The sequence below is a fragment of the Streptomyces sp. NPDC127097 genome (assembly GCF_042724075.1).
Classification (GTDB): Bacteria; Actinomycetota; Actinomycetes; order Streptomycetales; family Streptomycetaceae; genus Streptomyces.
Genome location: NZ_JBHXFI010000063.1, coordinates 1 through 15,819 on the forward strand (window position 1 = coordinate 1; position 15,819 = coordinate 15,819).

At 71.8% G+C, this 15,819-nt stretch carries 10 protein-coding genes; 3 read left to right on the plus strand and 7 right to left on the minus strand.

Annotated features, from left to right (window positions below; genetic code table 11):
- Positions 1–181 precede the first annotated feature (181 nt).
- Positions 182–3,205 carry a bifunctional [glutamine synthetase] adenylyltransferase/[glutamine synthetase]-adenylyl-L-tyrosine phosphorylase gene (locus tag ACFWJW_RS32140; RefSeq protein WP_387247744.1) on the minus strand — a complete coding sequence of 1,008 codons (3,024 nt, stop codon included), beginning with the start codon at positions 3,203–3,205 and terminating at the stop codon, positions 182–184.
- 29 nt (positions 3,206–3,234) lie between these two features.
- A complete protein-coding gene (glnA, locus tag ACFWJW_RS32145; RefSeq protein ID WP_387247746.1) occupies positions 3,235–4,596 on the minus strand; it encodes a type I glutamate--ammonia ligase in 1,362 nt (453 codons plus the stop codon).
- An 833-nt stretch (positions 4,597–5,429) separates the two neighbouring features.
- Between glnA and ACFWJW_RS32150 the strand changes: the two genes are divergently transcribed.
- Positions 5,430–7,046 carry a multicopper oxidase family protein gene (locus tag ACFWJW_RS32150; protein ID WP_387247748.1) on the plus strand — a complete coding sequence of 539 codons (1,617 nt, stop codon included), beginning with the start codon at positions 5,430–5,432 and terminating at the stop codon, positions 7,044–7,046.
- A gap of 116 nt (positions 7,047–7,162) precedes the next feature.
- A complete protein-coding gene (locus tag ACFWJW_RS32155) occupies positions 7,163–8,917 on the plus strand; it encodes an NAD+ synthase (protein WP_387247750.1) in 1,755 nt (584 codons plus the stop codon).
- 79 nt (positions 8,918–8,996) lie between these two features.
- Here the strand turns inward: ACFWJW_RS32155 and ACFWJW_RS32160 are convergent, their stop codons facing one another.
- The 4 genes from ACFWJW_RS32160 to ACFWJW_RS32175 all read right to left on the minus strand — a co-directional run bounded on the left by ACFWJW_RS32160 (position 8,997) and on the right by ACFWJW_RS32175 (position 13,999).
- Positions 8,997–10,259, minus strand: coding sequence for an MFS transporter (locus ACFWJW_RS32160; protein ID WP_387247752.1), 1,263 nt, complete (start codon positions 10,257–10,259; stop codon positions 8,997–8,999).
- Positions 10,260–10,422: 163 nt separating this feature from the next.
- Positions 10,423–11,427, minus strand: a complete 1,005-nt coding sequence (locus ACFWJW_RS32165) for an endonuclease/exonuclease/phosphatase family protein (RefSeq protein WP_387247808.1) — start codon at positions 11,425–11,427, stop codon at positions 10,423–10,425.
- Between the two features lie 299 nt (positions 11,428–11,726).
- Positions 11,727–12,383: a TetR/AcrR family transcriptional regulator gene (locus ACFWJW_RS32170; RefSeq protein WP_387247754.1), complete on the minus strand. Its 657-nt coding sequence runs from the start codon at positions 12,381–12,383 to the stop codon at positions 11,727–11,729.
- A complete protein-coding gene (locus ACFWJW_RS32175) occupies positions 12,380–13,999 on the minus strand; it encodes an MFS transporter (protein ID WP_387247756.1) in 1,620 nt (539 codons plus the stop codon). The genes ACFWJW_RS32170 and ACFWJW_RS32175 overlap by 4 nt, the downstream gene beginning before the upstream one ends.
- Before the next feature lie 192 nt (positions 14,000–14,191).
- Between ACFWJW_RS32175 and panB the strand changes: the two genes are divergently transcribed.
- Complete coding sequence (gene panB, locus ACFWJW_RS32180; protein ID WP_387247758.1) at positions 14,192–15,052, plus strand: 3-methyl-2-oxobutanoate hydroxymethyltransferase; 861 nt, start codon at positions 14,192–14,194, stop codon at positions 15,050–15,052.
- 102 nt (positions 15,053–15,154) lie between these two features.
- Here panB and ACFWJW_RS32185 read toward each other — a convergent pair whose 3' ends face one another.
- Positions 15,155–15,598 (minus strand): hypothetical protein, encoded by a 444-nt coding sequence (locus tag ACFWJW_RS32185; RefSeq protein ID WP_387247761.1) that lies wholly within the window; start codon positions 15,596–15,598, stop codon positions 15,155–15,157.
- Positions 15,599–15,819 lie beyond the last annotated feature (221 nt).

Genomic DNA, 15,819 nt, shown 5'->3' on the forward strand with positions numbered 1-15,819 from the left:
CAGCAGGCCCCGGAGGCCCGTCACCACACCCACAAACCACCCCGCCCGCCGCAGGCGCAACGGCGAGCAACCACCACGGCGGGACAGCCGAAAACGTGGGCCGAAGGCAAAGCGCAGCGGAAAGGCGGGACAGCCGAAAACGTGGACCGAAGGCAAAGCGCAGCCGAAACGTGGGAAGAAACTACGCCCCGTAGAAGATCTCCTCGACCACGCTGCGCGCCCGCCGCGTCACCCGGCGGTAGTCGTCGATCATTTCGCCGGTCTGGCCCTCCTCGTAGCCGAGGTAGCGGCCGACCGCGGACAACTCGCGGCCGTCGACGGGGAAGGTGTCGCCGGGCCGACCCCGCACCACCATGACGGCGTTGCGGACCCGGGCCGCCAGGACCCACGCTTCGTCCAGGGTCTGGGCGTCCTCGGTGCCGATCAGGTCGGCCGCATGGGCAGCGGCCAACGCCTCGCGGGTGCGGGTGGTGCGCAGGCCGGGGATTTCCCAGCCGTGCTGCATCTGGAGGAGCTGGACGGTCCACTCGACGTCGCTCAGGCCGCCGCGGCCCAGCTTGGCGTGGGTGGTGGGGTCCGCGCCGCGGGGCAGCCGTTCGGCCTCCATGCGGGCCTTGAGTTTGCGGATCTCGCGGACCGCGTCGTCGCCGAGGCCCTCGGCGGGGTAGCGGAGCGGGTCGATCAGCTCGATGAACCGCTCGCCCAGGTCGATGTCGCCGGCGACCGGTTCGGCGCGCAGCAGGGCCTGCGACTCCCAGACCAGGGACCAGCGCCGGTAGTAGGCCGCGTAGGAGGCGAGGGTCCGCACCAGCGGGCCCGTGCGGCCCTCCGGGCGGAGGTCCGCGTCGATGAGCAACGGCGGGTCGGAGGAAGGGAGTTCGAGCAGCCGGCGCATCTCGTTGGCGACGGCGTGGGCGGCCTTGGCGGCCTCCTGCTCGTCGGCGCCCTCGCGCGGCTCGTGGACGAAGAGGATGTCGGCGTCCGAGCCGTAGTTGAGCTCATGGCCGCCGAACCGGCCCATGCCGATCACCGCGAAGCGGGTGGGCAGGGTGTCGCCCCACTGCTCGCGGACCGCGGCGCGCAGCGCTCCGGCGAGGGTGGCGGCGTTGAGGTCGGAGACGGCGGAGCCGACGGCGTCGACGGAGCGGCCGTGGTCGTTCGCCGCCGGGCTGAACTCCGTGCCGTACGCGCCGATCACATCCGCGGCGGCCGTACGGAACAGCTCTCTGCGGCGCACCCCGCGGGCCGCCGCGACCGCGGCCTCGGCACCGTCCGCGCGGCCGACCGCGGCCAGCACCTCCTGTTCCAGGGCGGCCCGGCCGCGTGGCTGGAGCCCGTCGGGGGCGCCCAGCAGGGCGACCGCCTCGGGGGCGCGCAGCAGCAGATCGGGGGCCAGCCGGCCGGCCGAGAGCACCCGGGCGAGGTTCTCGGCGGCGGCGCCCTCGTCGCGCAGCAGCCGCAGGTACCAGGGGGTCTTGCCGAGCGCGTCGGACACCTTGCGGAAGTTGAGCAGTCCGGCGTCCGGGTCGGCGGAGTCCGCGAACCAGGCGAGCAGCACCGGCAGCAGGGTCCGCTGGATGGCGGCCTTGCGGGTGACGCCGGAGGCCAGCGCCTCCAGGTGGCGCAGCGCGGCGACCGGGTCGGCGTAGCCGAGCGCTTCGAGGCGGTGGCCGGCGGCCTTGGCGGAGAGCCGGGTCTCGCCGGGCTCCAGGTGGGCGACGGCGTCGAGCAGCGGCCGGTAGAAGAGCTTCTCGTGCAGCCGGCGCACCTCGCGGGCGTGCCACCGCCACTCCCTGCGGAGGGTGTCGACCGGCTCGGTGCGCAGGCCCAACGAGCGGGCCAGCCGCCGCAGTTCGCCCTCGTCCTCGGGCATCAGATGCGTACGGCGCATCCGGAAGAGCTGGATCCGGTGTTCCAGCGTGCGCAGGAAGCGGTAGGCGGCGTCCAGGGCCGCGGCGTCCTGGCGTCCGACGTAGCCGCCGGCGGCCAGCGCGGCGAGGGCGTCGAGGGTGGTGGCGCTGCGCAGCGTGGCGTCGCTGCGGCCGTGGACGAGCTGGAGCAGCTGGACGGCGAATTCGACGTCGCGCAGTCCGCCGGGGCCGAGCTTGAGTTCCCGCTCGACCTGGGCGGCGGGGATGTTCTCGACGACCCGGCGGCGCATCTGGCGCACATCGGCGACGAAGTTCTCCCGCTCGGCGACCTCCCAGACCATGGGCGCCAGCGCGTCCACGTACTCCTGGCCCAGCTGGAGGTCACCGGCCATCGGGCGGGCCTTGAGCAGCGCCTGGAACTCCCAGGTCTTGGCCCAGCGCTGGTAGTAGGCGAGATGGCTGGAGAGGGTGCGCACCAGCGGGCCGTTGCGGCCCTCGGGGCGCAGATTGGCGTCCACCGGCCAGATCGTGCCCTCGACGGTGTTGTCCGAGCAGAGCCGCATCATGCGGGCGGCGAGCCGGGTCGCGGCCTGGAGGGCCTTGGCCTCGTCCACGCCCTCCTTGGCCTCGGCGACGAAGATGACATCGACGTCGGAGACGTAGTTCAGCTCGCGGCCGCCGCATTTGCCCATGCCGATGACGGCCAGCCGGGACACCGCGGCGTCGCCGGGCGCCTCTTCGTAGGAGATCTCCAGGGCGGCCCGGACGGTGGCGGTGGCCAGGTCCGCCAGCTCCGCGGCGGCCTCGGCGACATCGGTGGTGCCGCACACGTCGCGGGCCGCGATGCCCAGCAGGGAGCGGCGGTAGGCGGTGCGCAGCGCGTCCGCGCGCGGTCGTTCGGCGTTCGCCCCGCCCCAGATCCCCTCGGCGAGCGCCAGCTCGAACTCGGGGGTGGTGGGGTGCAGATCCACCGACTCGTAGGTGACCAGCGACTGCCAGTCGTGCGGATGCCGGACGAGGTGGTCGGCGAGCGCCTCGGAGGCGCCCAGCACCCCCAGCAGCCGGTCGCGCAGCGGTTTCGCCGCGACGACGGTGCTCAGCAGCGCCTGCTGCTCGTCCGGGTCCTGGGCCTCCACCAGCCGGGCCAGGCTGTGCAGGGCGAGGTCCGGGTCCGCGGTGGCGCCCAGCGCCTCCAGCAGTACCGAGTCATCGCGTACGGACGCGAACGGTGCGGATTCGAGCAGCTCCCCGGCCGCCGAGGGGTCGGTGAAACCGTGCCTCAGCAGCCGGGTGAAGGTGCTGCTCCGCCGTCCCTGCGGAGCGGGAAGTGCCATGGGTGCAAGCCTCTCGGTGGCGCGGTGGCTCAGAGCACGGGCAGCATCTTGCGCAGCTCGAAGGCGGTGACCTCGGAGCGGTACTCCTCCCACTCCTGCTTCTTGTTACGGAGGAAGAAGTCGAAGACGTGCTCGCCGAGGGTCTCGGCGACCAGTTCGCTGCGCTCCATGAGCTCGATGGCCTCGCCGAGGTTCTGCGGCAGCGGTTCGATGCCCATCGCCCGGCGCTCGGAGTCGGACAGCGCCCAGACGTCGTCATCGGCGCCGGCCGGCAGCTCGTAGCCCTCCTCGATGCCCTTGAGGCCGGCGGCGAGCAGCACGGCGTAGCACAGATACGGGTTGGCGCCGGAGTCGATGGAGCGGACCTCGACCCGGGTCGAGCCCATCTTGCCGGGCTTGTACATGGGCACGCGGATGAGCGCGGAGCGGTTGTTGTGGCCCCAGCAGATGTAGGAGGGGGCCTCGCCGCCGGCGCCCGCGGTGCGGTTGGCGCCGCCCCAGATGCGCTTGTAGGAGTTGACCCACTGGTTGGTGACGGCGGAGATCTCCCCGGCGTGCCGCAGCAGACCGGCGATGAACGAGCGGCCGACCTTGGAGAGTTGGTACTCGGAGCCGGACTCGTGGAAGGCGTTGCGGTCGCCCTCGAAGAGCGAGAGGTGGGTGTGCATGCCGGAGCCCGGGTACTCCGAGAACGGCTTGGGCATGAAGGTGGCCTGCACGCCCTGCTCCAGCGCGACCTGCTTCATGACCAGCCGGAACGTCATGATGTTGTCGGCGGTCGAGAGGGCGTCGGCGTAGCGCAGATCGATCTCCTGCTGGCCGGGGGCGCCCTCGTGGTGGCTGAACTCCACCGAGATGCCCATCGACTCCAGCATCGTGATCGCCTGCCGGCGGAAGTCCATGCCGACGTTCTGCGGGGTGTGGTCGAAGTAGCCGGAGGAGTCCCCGGGGATCGGCCGGGAGCCGTCCACGGGCTTGTCCTTGAGCAGGAAGAACTCGATCTCGGGGTGGGTGTAGAAGGTGAACCCGAGGTCGGAGGTCTTGGCCAGGATGCGCTTGAGGACATAGCGCGGGTCGGCGTAGGAGGGGGAGCCGTCCGGCATCAGGATGTCGCAGAACATCCGGGCGGTGCCGGGGGCCTCGGCGCGCCAGGGCAGGATCTGGAAGGTGCCGGGGTCGGGCTTGGCGATCATGTCGGATTCGTACACCCGTGCGAATCCTTCGATGGCCGAGCCGTCGAAGCCGATGCCCTCGTCGAAGGCTTGCTCCAGCTCCGCGGGGGCCACCGCCACGGACTTGAGGAACCCGAGCACGTCGGTGAACCACAGCCGTACGAAGCGGATGTCGCGCTCCTCGAGCGTACGGAGCACAAACTCCTGCTGCTTGTCCATGGGGTCACCAATCCTTGCAGGTCAATCGGCCCGTCCAGCCACGTGGAACAACGTGCTGTGGCACCAGTATCACGTGAGGGGGTTACCGTCACATTACGCACCCTTGGCCTGAACCAGAACCGCCGTCCCGTAACTCTCACCTCGCATCCTTCCCGCAGCACAGCAGCTCAGCGCGGCCGGCGGCGGCAATCGGGGGGCTTGGCCCACTCTTGGCCGCGCACTGAGAGCTCATTGACCCGGAATTGAGGGGTCCGTTCCCCGGACCGCGGGGGGCATCGCGGCCGCCTCCGAGCGATCCGGCACCGCTCGCCCCGCCGCGGAAGAGCGGGCCGTTGTCACGGCGAGCCAGGTGATCGGGTGGACCCGGGCGCCGGTACGGAACGCCGGGCCCGCCCGTGGCGCGCAAGGGCCAAGAATGGGCGGGTGGTGGCAAGTTCAGCGGTGGCACCGAGGCGGAGGACCGTGGACGGCCGGGCCGGGAGGGCCCGGAGCGCCGACGGCCGCCGGTGCACTCCATTGGCGGACCACCACTCGAGGCCGATACCCCTAGGGGGTAGCCTGCGGGCATGCCGGCCTCCCCGGCGTCCGCCGGTTTGCCGTTCCGACGAGAGGGCCGCGATGCGCGAACAGGGCAAGGCCGTCGCCGGGCCGTGGCCCATATCCGCGCCGCCGCGCCAGGAACTCCCCGGCCGCCCGCCGGCGCCGCGCGTGTAGGAGCGCGCCCCCGCCGGCCCCCGTGCAGGAGCGCGCCCGCTCCGCCGACGCCCGCCGGAGTCCGCGGCAGTGCCCCCGTCCCCACATCACCCAGCGACACCGTCACGAGGTGCTTCTCTATGCGTACGCACTCCCGCCGCGCCCTGCTCGGCGCGGGTATCGCCGTCGTCGGCAGCGGTCTGCTGGCCGCCCGTGCCACCGGCGAATTCAGCTCCGGCCCGCACTCCGGCACGGACGGCAGGGACCACACCCCCGGGCCCCACCGCCCCACCCCGTCCGACTACGTCACGCCGGACGGCCCGGAGGTCGCCGAGGCCGAGCGCAAGCGGAGCCCGGGCCCGGTGCGCGAGTTCACCATGACCGCCACCCCGGCCCGTATCGACCTGGGCGGCCACACCGTCGACACCTGGGCGTACGGCGAGGCACTGCCCGGCAAGGAAATCCGGGTCACGACGGGCGACACACTCGCCATGACCCTGGTCAACCATCTGCCGCAGTCCAGCTCCGTGCACTGGCACGGACTGGCGCTGCGCAACGACATGGACGGGGTCCCCACCCTCACCCAGCGGCCCGTCATGCCCGGCGCCTCCTTCCCGTACCGGTTCACGGTCACCCACCCCGGCACCTACTGGCTGCACCCGCACTCCCGCGTCCAGCAGGACCGCGGACTGTACGCACCGCTGATCGTCGAGGACCCCAGGGAGCCGCTCTCCTACGACAAGGAATGGGTCGTCGTGCTGGACGACTGGGTCGACGGGGTGGACGGCAGCACCCCGGACAGCGTGATGGCCGAGCTGAACCGCGGCACGGGCGGCGGGTCCGGCCACGGGGGCATGCACATGGACGAGGGCGAGACCGGCGGGGCGCACGACGCGCCCGCCGCGGGCTCCGAGCCCGGCGGCGGCCCGTCGCGGATGCTCACCGGCTCCTACAGCAAGCTGCTGGGCGGCGAGGCGGGCGATGTGGACTACCCGTACCACCTCATCAACGGCCGGCTCGCCAAGGACGCGGAGACCTTCCGCGCCAAGCCCGGCGACCGCATCCGGATCCGCTTCCTCAACGCGGGCGGTGACACCGCCTACCGTGTCGCGCTCGGCGGCCACGCCATGACGGTGACGCACGCCGACGGCTTCCCCGTCGAGCACGCCGAGACCGAGGCCCTGGTGCTCGGCATGGGTGAGCGCTATGACGTCCTGGTCACCGCCAAGGACGGCGTCTTCCCGCTGGCCGCGCTCGCCGAGGGCAAGAAACATCTGGTCCGGGCCGTGCTGCGGACCGGCAGCGGCGAGGCACCCGGGGAGTCCGCCCGGCCCGGGGAGCTGGACGGCCGGCTGCTGTCCGCCTACCGGCTCCGGGCGGCCGAGAGCGCACGGGCCGTGTCCCGCCGCCCCGACCGCACCGTCGAGCTGAAGCTCACCGGTTCCATGGCGAAGTTCGACTGGGCGATCAACGGGCGGCAGTACACACCGTCCCACCGGGACCCGATCCGGGCCGGTGAGCGGGTGCGGCTCGCCATCCGCAACCACACCCGGATGTGGCACCCCGTACACATCCACGGGCACCACTTCGCGCTGCCGAACGGCGGGCCCCGCAAGGACAGCGCGATCGTGCTGCCGGGGCGCAGCCTCGATGTCGACTTCGACGCCAACAACCCCGGGCTGTGGATGGTCCATTGCCACAACGTCTATCACTCGGAGTCGGGGATGATGACGGTGCTCGGCTATCTGAAGGACTAGGGGCGGCCGGCCTACGGGGCGGGCGGTGGGCAAGGCGGTGTCGCCCTAAAACCCGTCCGCGGCGCCGCCGGTACCGCTCCCCCCCATTGCGTCAGAAAGACGATTAGACTGGCGGGGTGCCTCAACTTCGTCTCGCCCTCAATCAGATCGACTCCTGTGTCGGCGACCTCGACCGGAACGCCGAGACGATCCTGCACTGGACCCGGCACGCCGCCGGCCAGGGCGCCCACCTCGTCGCGTTCCCCGAGATGGCGCTGACCGGCTACCCCGTCGAGGACCTCGCGCTGCGCCACTCCTTCGTCGAGGCGAGCCGCGCCGCGCTGCGGGCGCTGGCCGCCCGGCTGGACGGGCAGGGCCTGGGCGACCTGCCGGTGATCGTCGGCTATCTCGACCGCGGTACGCAGGCCACCCCGCGCTACGGCCGTCCCGCGGGCGCCCCGCAGAACGCCGCCGCCGTGCTGTACCGCGGCGAGGTCGCGCTGACCTTCGCCAAACACCACCTTCCCAACTACGGCGTCTTCGACGAGTTCCGCTACTTCGTCCCCGGCGACACGCTGCCCGTCGTACGGGTGCACGGGGTGGATGTCGCGCTGGCCATCTGCGAGGACCTGTGGCAGGACGGCGGGCGGGTGCCGGCGGCGCGCAGCGCGGGCGCCGGGCTGCTGGTGTCGGTCAACGCCTCGCCGTACGAGCGGGACAAGGACGACACCCGGCTGGAGCTGGTCCGCCGGCGGGCCCAGGAGGCCGGCTGCACCACCGCCTATCTGGCGATGATGGGCGGGCAGGACGAGCTGGTCTTCGACGGCGACTCGATCGTGGTCGACAGGCACGGCGGGGTGATCGCGAGGGCGCCGCAGTTCGCGGAGGGCTGTGTGCTGGTCGATCTGGACCTGCCGGCCGCGGCGCCCGAGCCTCCCTCGGGGGTCCTGAACGACGGGCTGCGCGTCACCCATGTCACCCTCTCCCCCGCCCCGCTGCCGCCCTACCCTCCCGAGACCCCCGGCGGCCGGGCCGAGCGCCTCACCGATCTGGAGGAGATCTACACCGCGCTGGTCGTCGGCCTGCGGGCCTATGTCGCCAAGAACGGCTTCCGCAGCGTGGTGCTCGGGCTCTCCGGCGGGATCGACTCCGCGCTGGTCGCCGCTCTGGCCTGTGACGCGCTGGGGGCGGGCCAGGTGCATGCGGTGGCGATGCCGTCCCGCTATTCGTCGGAGCACTCCCTCACCGACGCCGCCGAACTCGCCCGCCGTACGGGCCTGTCCTTCCGTACGGTGCCGATCGGCCCGATGTTCGACGCCTACATGGCCGCGCTGCCGCTGACCGGCCTGGCCGAGGAGAATCTCCAGTCGCGTCTCCGGGGCACCACCCTGATGGCCGTCTCCAACCAGGAGGGCCACCTGGTCCTCGCCCCCGGCAACAAGTCCGAGCTGGCCTGCGGCTATTCGACGCTCTACGGCGACTCGGTGGGCGGCTACGGCCCCATCAAGGACGTCTACAAATCCGTCGTCTACCAGCTGGCCCGCTGGCGCAACCAGGCCGCCGCCGACCGCGGCCAGACCCCGCCGATCCCGGAGCACACCCTCAGCAAGCCCCCGAGCGCCGAACTCCGCCCCGGCCAGGTCGACACCGACTCGCTCCCCGACTACGCCGTCCTGGACCGCATCCTGGAGCTGTATGTCGACCGCGACCACGGCCGGGAGGAGATCGTCGCCCAGGGCTTCGACGACGAGCTGGTGACGCGGGTGCTGCGGATGGTCGACCACGCCGAGTACAAGCGCCGCCAGTACCCGCCCGGCACCAAGATCTCCGCGAAGGGCTTCGGCAAGGACCGCCGACTGCCGATCACCAACCACTGGCGGGAAGGGGCCTGAGGGGGCGTCAGGGGCGTGGGTGAGGGCGGCGGGGTGAGGGGCTGTCCCCGTCCGCCCCCGGCCGGGCGCCCCTGCGCGGTCAGCCGATGCGGTCCCCGGCCGGCACCGCCGCGCCGGTGACCTGCTCCGTCTCCGTTTCGCCCGTGATCTGCTCCGTCTCCGTCTCGCCGCTGCGGGCCACGATCCGGGACGGGTCCCGGTCGCCGCGGTCCAGGAGACCGGCCACCAGGGCGACGGCCAGGCCGAGGGCCGCCAGGACCGCGCCGACCAGCGTCGGGGAGGTCCAGCCCCAGCCGGCCGCCAGGGCCAGGCCGCCGACCCAGGCGCCACCGGCGTTGGCGAGGTTGAAGGCGGACTGGTTGGAGGCGGCGGCCAGCGTCGGGGCCTGCTGGGCCTTGTTCATGACCAGCATCTGGAGCGGCGTGGTGGTCAGGAAGCCGACGGCGCCGATGACGACGACCGTGGCCAGGGCGGCCCATTTCACCTGGGCGGTGAAGTGGAAGGCGGTCAGGACCAGGGCCAGGGCGGCCAGCGAGCCGTACAGGGTCGGGCGCAGGGCCCGGTCGGTGAGCGGGCCCGCGGCCAGGGCGCCGAGGGTCATCCCGATGCCGAACAGCGCGAGGACCAGCGGGACCGTGCCCTCCGCGAAGCCGGTGACCTCGGTCATCATCGACGCGAGGTAGCTGTAGACGGCGAAGATCCCGGCGAAGCCGAAGACGGTGGTGAGCAGGCCGAGCAGCACCTGGCGGTCACCGAGCGCCCGCAGTTCGCGGCCCAGGCCGGTGCGCTCGTCGGCCGGCAGCGGGGGGATCAGCCGGGCCAGGGCGGCCATCGCGACCAGGCCGATGGCGGCCACGACGAGGAAGGTGGCGCGCCAGCCGAGCTGCTGGCCCAGGAGGGTCGCGGCGGGCACCCCGATGATGTTGGCGATGGTCAGCCCGAGGAACATCGTGGCGACCGCGCGGGCCTGGCGGCCCTCCCGCACCAGCCGGGCGGCGACCACCGCGCCGACGCCGAAGAACGCACCGTGCGGCAGACCGGCCAGCAGCCGGCCGGCGACCAGCAACCCGAAGGTGGGGGCCAGGGCGGAGGCGAGGTTGCCGACCGTGAAGAGCGCCATCAGGGAGACCAGCATCCGCTTGCGCGGGATACGGGAGCCGAGGGCGGTCAGGAGCGGGGCGCCGATGACGACGCCGAGGGCATAGGCGGAGACGAGGTAGCCGGCGGTGGGCACCGAGGTGCCCAGATCGTCCGCGACGTTGGGCAGCAGGCCCATCATCACGAACTCCGTGGTGCCGATACCGAAGGCCGAGATCGCGAGCGCGAGCAGAGCCAAGGGCATGAAAGACCTTTCGGGGTGTTGCGTGCGGCGGGCACGCGGACAGCGGACCGTAAGCAATAAGTTCTCCTACGGAACAAAGTCTCTCAGGCTCAGTATTCCCTCCGGAGAACGGGGCATGACGAACCCGTTTCCGCTCCCCGTCGGCCCCGCGCCCCGCCGTCCGTCAGATCTTCACCGAGGCCGCGACCGGAAGGTGGTCACTGCCGGTCGAGGGCAGCACCCATGCCTTGACCGGGTCCATCCCCTTCATCATGATCTGGTCGATCCGGGCCATCGGGAACGCCGCCGGCCAGCTGAAGCCGAAGCCGTCACCCGCGGCGCCCTGGGCGGAGCGCATCTGGGAGGTGACGGGGGCCAGCGAGCGGTCGTTCATGGTGCCGTTGAGGTCGCCGAGCAGCACGGCCTTCTTCACCGGGTCGGCGGCGATCGCCTCGCCCAGCGCCGCGACGCTGGCGTCCCGCCGGTTGGCGGTGAAGCCCTTCGCGGCGTTGACCCGTACCGACGGCAGATGGGCGACATACACCGCGACCTGCTGGCCGTCGGCGGCGGTGACGGTGGCCCGCAGCGCGCGGTTCCACCCCATCTTGGTGTCCACCGGCCGGGTGTCGGTCAGCGGACGCTTGCTCCACAGGCCGACCGTGCCCTCGATCGTGTGGTACGGATACGTCTTCGCCAGCCCCTGACGGTAAGTCGACAGGGCGTTGCCGGAAAGCTCTTCCAGGGCCACCACATCGGCGCCGGACGCCACGAGGTCCTTGGCGGTGCCCGCCGGATCGGGGTTGGCCACATTGACGTTGTGGGTGAGCACGGTGAGGTTGCCGCCCTCACCGGCCTTGTCGGTGACCTGGCCCCCGAAGAGGTTGACCCACACGAAGGCCGGCAGCACCAGGGCGACCAGCGCGCTCGCCGAGCGGCGCAGCAGCGCGGCGATGAGCAGCAGCGGGATGCCCAGCCCCACCCACGGCAGGAAGGTCTCCAGCAGACTGCCCCAGTTTCCCGGGGTGTTGGGGACCTCCGCGTGCAGAATCATCAGCAGCCCGAGCAGGATGGCCAGCACCGCGAGCACGAGGCCGCGCCGCCAGGTGCCCTCCGGGCGCCACCAGTTCCGCAGGCGTTCGGCCCGGGAACCGGCCTGCCCGGGGGTGTGCCCCTGTCCCGGCTCCGTCATATATGCCTGCGCCATGTCGCTGTCCTCACTACCTTGCGTCGCTGCGCCTCACCTGGGATCTCCGACCCTAGGCGATGGTCCGTAATGGGCTTTCTTAGAAGTGAGGACGGCCCGGTGACGGCTCCGGGTTCCGGCCCCCGGGGGTTGTGACCTCGGCTGTGACAGAACGAGCATGATCCGGTCATACGGCGGAGCTCCGGGCGGCCTCCCCCGGCGGGCCCCCGCCCGTTCACCCGTGGTTTCCCGCCCGTCCGACGGGAGCTGACGGGGTGTTCAACCCGGCACGGGTGCCGGGGCGTTCAGCCCGCCGTGTCCGCCGTCGGCCGTACGCCTTCCAGGACCGTGTCGACGATATCCGCCGAGAGGCCCTCGGGCAGTTCCTTCCACTCATGGAGCAGAGCGCGGGACAGCAGCGGGCCGACGAACAGATCGGCGAGCATCTCCAGATCGCGGTCGGCGCGGATCTCGCCGCTCGCCACCCCGCGCCGCAGCACCCCGAGCAGCGCCTCCCGGCGGGCCCGTACCACCGTGTCGTGATATTCCGCCCACAACTCCGGCTGCGTCCGCACCTGGCTGACGAGGGTGCGCAGCAGCGCGGAGCCGCGCTTGGCGAGTCCGCGGCGGCGCAGGAACTCCAGCAGGGCGACCAGGTCGTCGCGCACCGAGAGGCCGCCCGGCGGCGGGCCGGGGACGTCCAGGGACCGCATCACGTCGAGCAGCAGCGCGCTCTTGCCGGACCAGCGGCGGTAGACCGTGGCCTTGCCGACGCCCGCCGCGCGGGCGATGCCCTCCATGGACAACTCTCCTATGGAGGCCCCGTCCTCGATCAGGCGCAGCACGGCCTCGATGATGGCGGAGTCGGCGGCGGCGCTGCGTGGCCGGCCGCGGCCCGCGGGGGCCGAGCCCGGCCGCCCCCCGGCTGCCGCGCCCTCGGGGTCCTCCGCCGCCCGGCTCATCTCCCCGCGCCCGCCTTCCGCTCTTCCCGGGGCTCCGCCGCCTGCGGCGCTGGTCCCATCTTGCCGGGCAGGAACAGCACGCTCACCAGCGCCCCGATCAGCGCGACGACGGCCGAACCGAGCGCGGTGACATGCATGGCGTGGATGAAGGCGTCGTCGGCCGCGGCGGCCAGCGGCCGGCCGGCCGGGCCCATCCGGTCCGCGAGGCCGAGGGTCGCCTCGATGGATTCGCCGGCCGCGTGCCGGGCGGCGGCCGGCAGTCCCGGCACCGCGTCGAGGGTGTCCTCGATGCCGTCGCGGTAGCTCGTCGACAGCAGCGAGCCGAGGACGGCGACGCCCAGGGTGCCGCCGACCTGCCGGAAGACGTTGTTGAGCGCCGAGGCGGAGCCGGCCTTCTCGCGTGGCAGCGACTGCATCACCGCGACGGTGGCCGGCGGCATGATGTGCGCCATCCCGGCGCCCTGGAGGAAGAGCAGCGCCTCCATGATCCAGATCGGGGTCGCCTCGTTGAGCAGCAGCAGGCCCAGCATGGTGTCGGCCACCACGAACATGCTGAAGGTGCACACCGCGCGGGCGCCGTAGCGGTCCACGGCGAGCCGGGCCCGTGGCGCGAAGAGCAGCTGGGCGGCGGCCAGCGGCAGGAACAGCAGCCCGGCCTGGAGCGGGCTGAAGCCGCGCACGCTCTGGATGTAGAAGACGGCGAAGAACGAGACCCCCATCAGCGCGAAGAAGACCAGCGCGATGGCGGCGATGGCGGCCGAGAAGGCGGGCGTGCGGAAGTAGCTGATGTCGATGGACGGATGGTCGCTGCGCTTCTGGTGCAGCACGAAGACGGTCAGCACCACCAGGCCGCCGACGACCGTGCCGACCACCTGCGGGTCGGAGAAGTCGGCGAGCTGACCGCCCTTGATGATGCCGTAGACCAGCAGGACCAGCCCGACGACGGACAGCAGCACCCCGAACGGGTCCATCCGGCCGGGGTGCGGGTCCCTGGAGTCGGGCACCAGGACCACCATCGCGACCAGCGAGAGCAGCACGATCGGCGCGTTGATCATGAAGACCGAGCCCCACCAGAAGTGGTCCAGCAGCAGCCCGCCGGCGATCGGGCCGACCGCGATGGCGATGCCCACCCCGCCGGCCCAGATGCCGATCGCCCGGGGCTGCTCGTCCCGCTCGAACACGTTCATCAGGATGGCGAGGGTGGCCGGCATGACGAAGGCGCCGCCCAGGCCCATCACGGCCCGGAAGGTGATCAGCTCGGCGGGCGAGCCGGAGACCCCGGCCAGCACCGACCCGGCACCGAAGACGGCCAGCCCGAAGAGCAGGATCTTCTTGCGGCCGACCCGGTCGCCGAGCAGACCCGCGGTGAACAGCAGACCGGCGAAGACCAGGGTGTAGGAGTTGATCGCCCACTCCAGCTCGCTCTGCGTGGCGCCGAGGCCGGCGGGGGCCGGGGTGGCGATCGTCTTCATGGCGACGTTGAGGATCGAGTTGTCCAGCACCACGATCAGCAGGCTGAGCATGAGGGTGGACAGGATCGCCCAGCGGCGGCGGTGGATGCGGTCCGGGACCTGGCGGGCCGGCGGTGCGTCCGGGGCGGGGGGTGAGGTGGCCATGCCGGGCACCCTAGGGCTTCCGATACGGACCCGTTCCGTATTGAAAGCAGGGCGCGGGCGCGTCCCCTCCTCCGGGTGAACGGACCGGCTTGCGCCCGTTCCCTTTTCCTTTGTGCGCGGGCCGTGCCAGCATGGAGGGGATTCCGGGGACGCCGTCAGGGTGCCTCGAGATGAAGAACAGGAGCCGTCATCATGACGCAGCTTTCGCCTGCCCAGAAGCCGGTCGACAAGTCGCTCTACGGAGGCACCGGCTCGCGCCGGGTCACCGTCCGCGACATCGCCGCCGCCAAGGCGCGCGACGAGAAGTGGCCGATGCTGACCGCCTACGACGCCATGACCGCCTCCGTCTTCGACGAGGCCGGCATCCCCGTCCTGCTCGTCGGCGACTCGATGGGCAACTGCCACCTCGGCTACGAATCCACCGTGCCGGTCACCATGGACGAGATCACCCTGCTGTCCGCGGCGGTCGTCCGGGGCACCAAGCGCGCGCTGGTCATCGGCGACCTGCCGTTCGGCTCGTACCAGGAGGGCCCGGTGCAGGCGCTGCGCAACGCCACCCGGCTGGTGAAGGAAGCCGGCGTGGGCGCCGTCAAGCTGGAGGGCGGTGAGCGCTCGGCCGACCAGGTCGAGCTGCTGGTCTCGTCCGGCATCCCGGTGATGGCCCACGTCGGCCTGACCCCGCAGTCGGTCAACGCCTACGGCGGCTACCCCGTCCAGGGCCGCGGCGAGGAGGCGGCCCAGCAGCTGCTGCGGGACGCCAAGGCGGTGCAGGACGCCGGTGCGTTCGCGGTCGTCCTGGAGGCCGTACCCGCCGAGCTGGCCGCCGAGGTCACCCGATCGCTCTACATCCCCACCGTCGGCATCGGCGCGGGCCTGGACTGCGACGCCCAGGTCCTGGTGTGGACCGACATGGCCGGCATGACGGCCGGCCGGGTCCCGAAGTTCGTCAAGCAGTATCTCGACCTGCGCGCGCTGCTCGGCGGCGCGGCCAAGGCGTTCGCGGAGGAGGTCGTCGGGGGCTCCTTCCCGGCCGAGGAGCACACCTTCCACTAGGGACTGCCCTGACGACTGCCGGACCCGTCAGCAGCCGCGTCCACGTCCCCCGTCGGGTCCGAGCAACCCCGGACCCGGCGGGGGACGTTTGTTCCGGCGTCGCTAGCAGCTGCCGATGGAGACCGAGGAACTGTTGGAATTCTTGACGTAGTCCCCGTTCTTGCTCGCCAGCAGCTGAGTCCGGTACATCACCGGAGCCGAGCAGCGCTTGGACACCATCCACGTGGACTCGAAGCCGTCGAGCTTGGTGCTCCTGTTGGAGTCCTGCGAGAACCACCGGACACCGCTCGGTGTGGGGTTGCCTGCCCAGAGAATGAGGACGGCGTGGTCCCACTTGCCACCGCAGCTGTTGGCGCGGGCGTTCCCCTTGATCTTCCCGCCTTCCAGGTACGGCTTGCCCGCCTTCAGAATGCAGCTGGCCTTGGCCGCGGGCTTTGCGTCAGCGGCGCCGGCGGGTCCCGCCAATCCGATGACGCTGAGGCCGGCCAGTGCCGCCGTGAGGGCGATACCTCGCCCGGAACGCGACAATGTGGAAACTGCGAACATATTTCCCCCTTCAACGGATTACTGCAATGGGCCGTGCGCGCGGTGCCTCGCTCAGGTATGGCCCACGGGCAAACGTCGGTGTTACCCGTGGGCATCAACGTGCCGTGAACGAAGCGTGTGCGGCCACCGCATTCAGCCCTGCTTAAATCCGTTGAACCGGGCCGGCGCAGGCGCTAAAGGGCCTTTTCCTTTCCCTGACGCCGCCTGAGGATGCCTGCGGA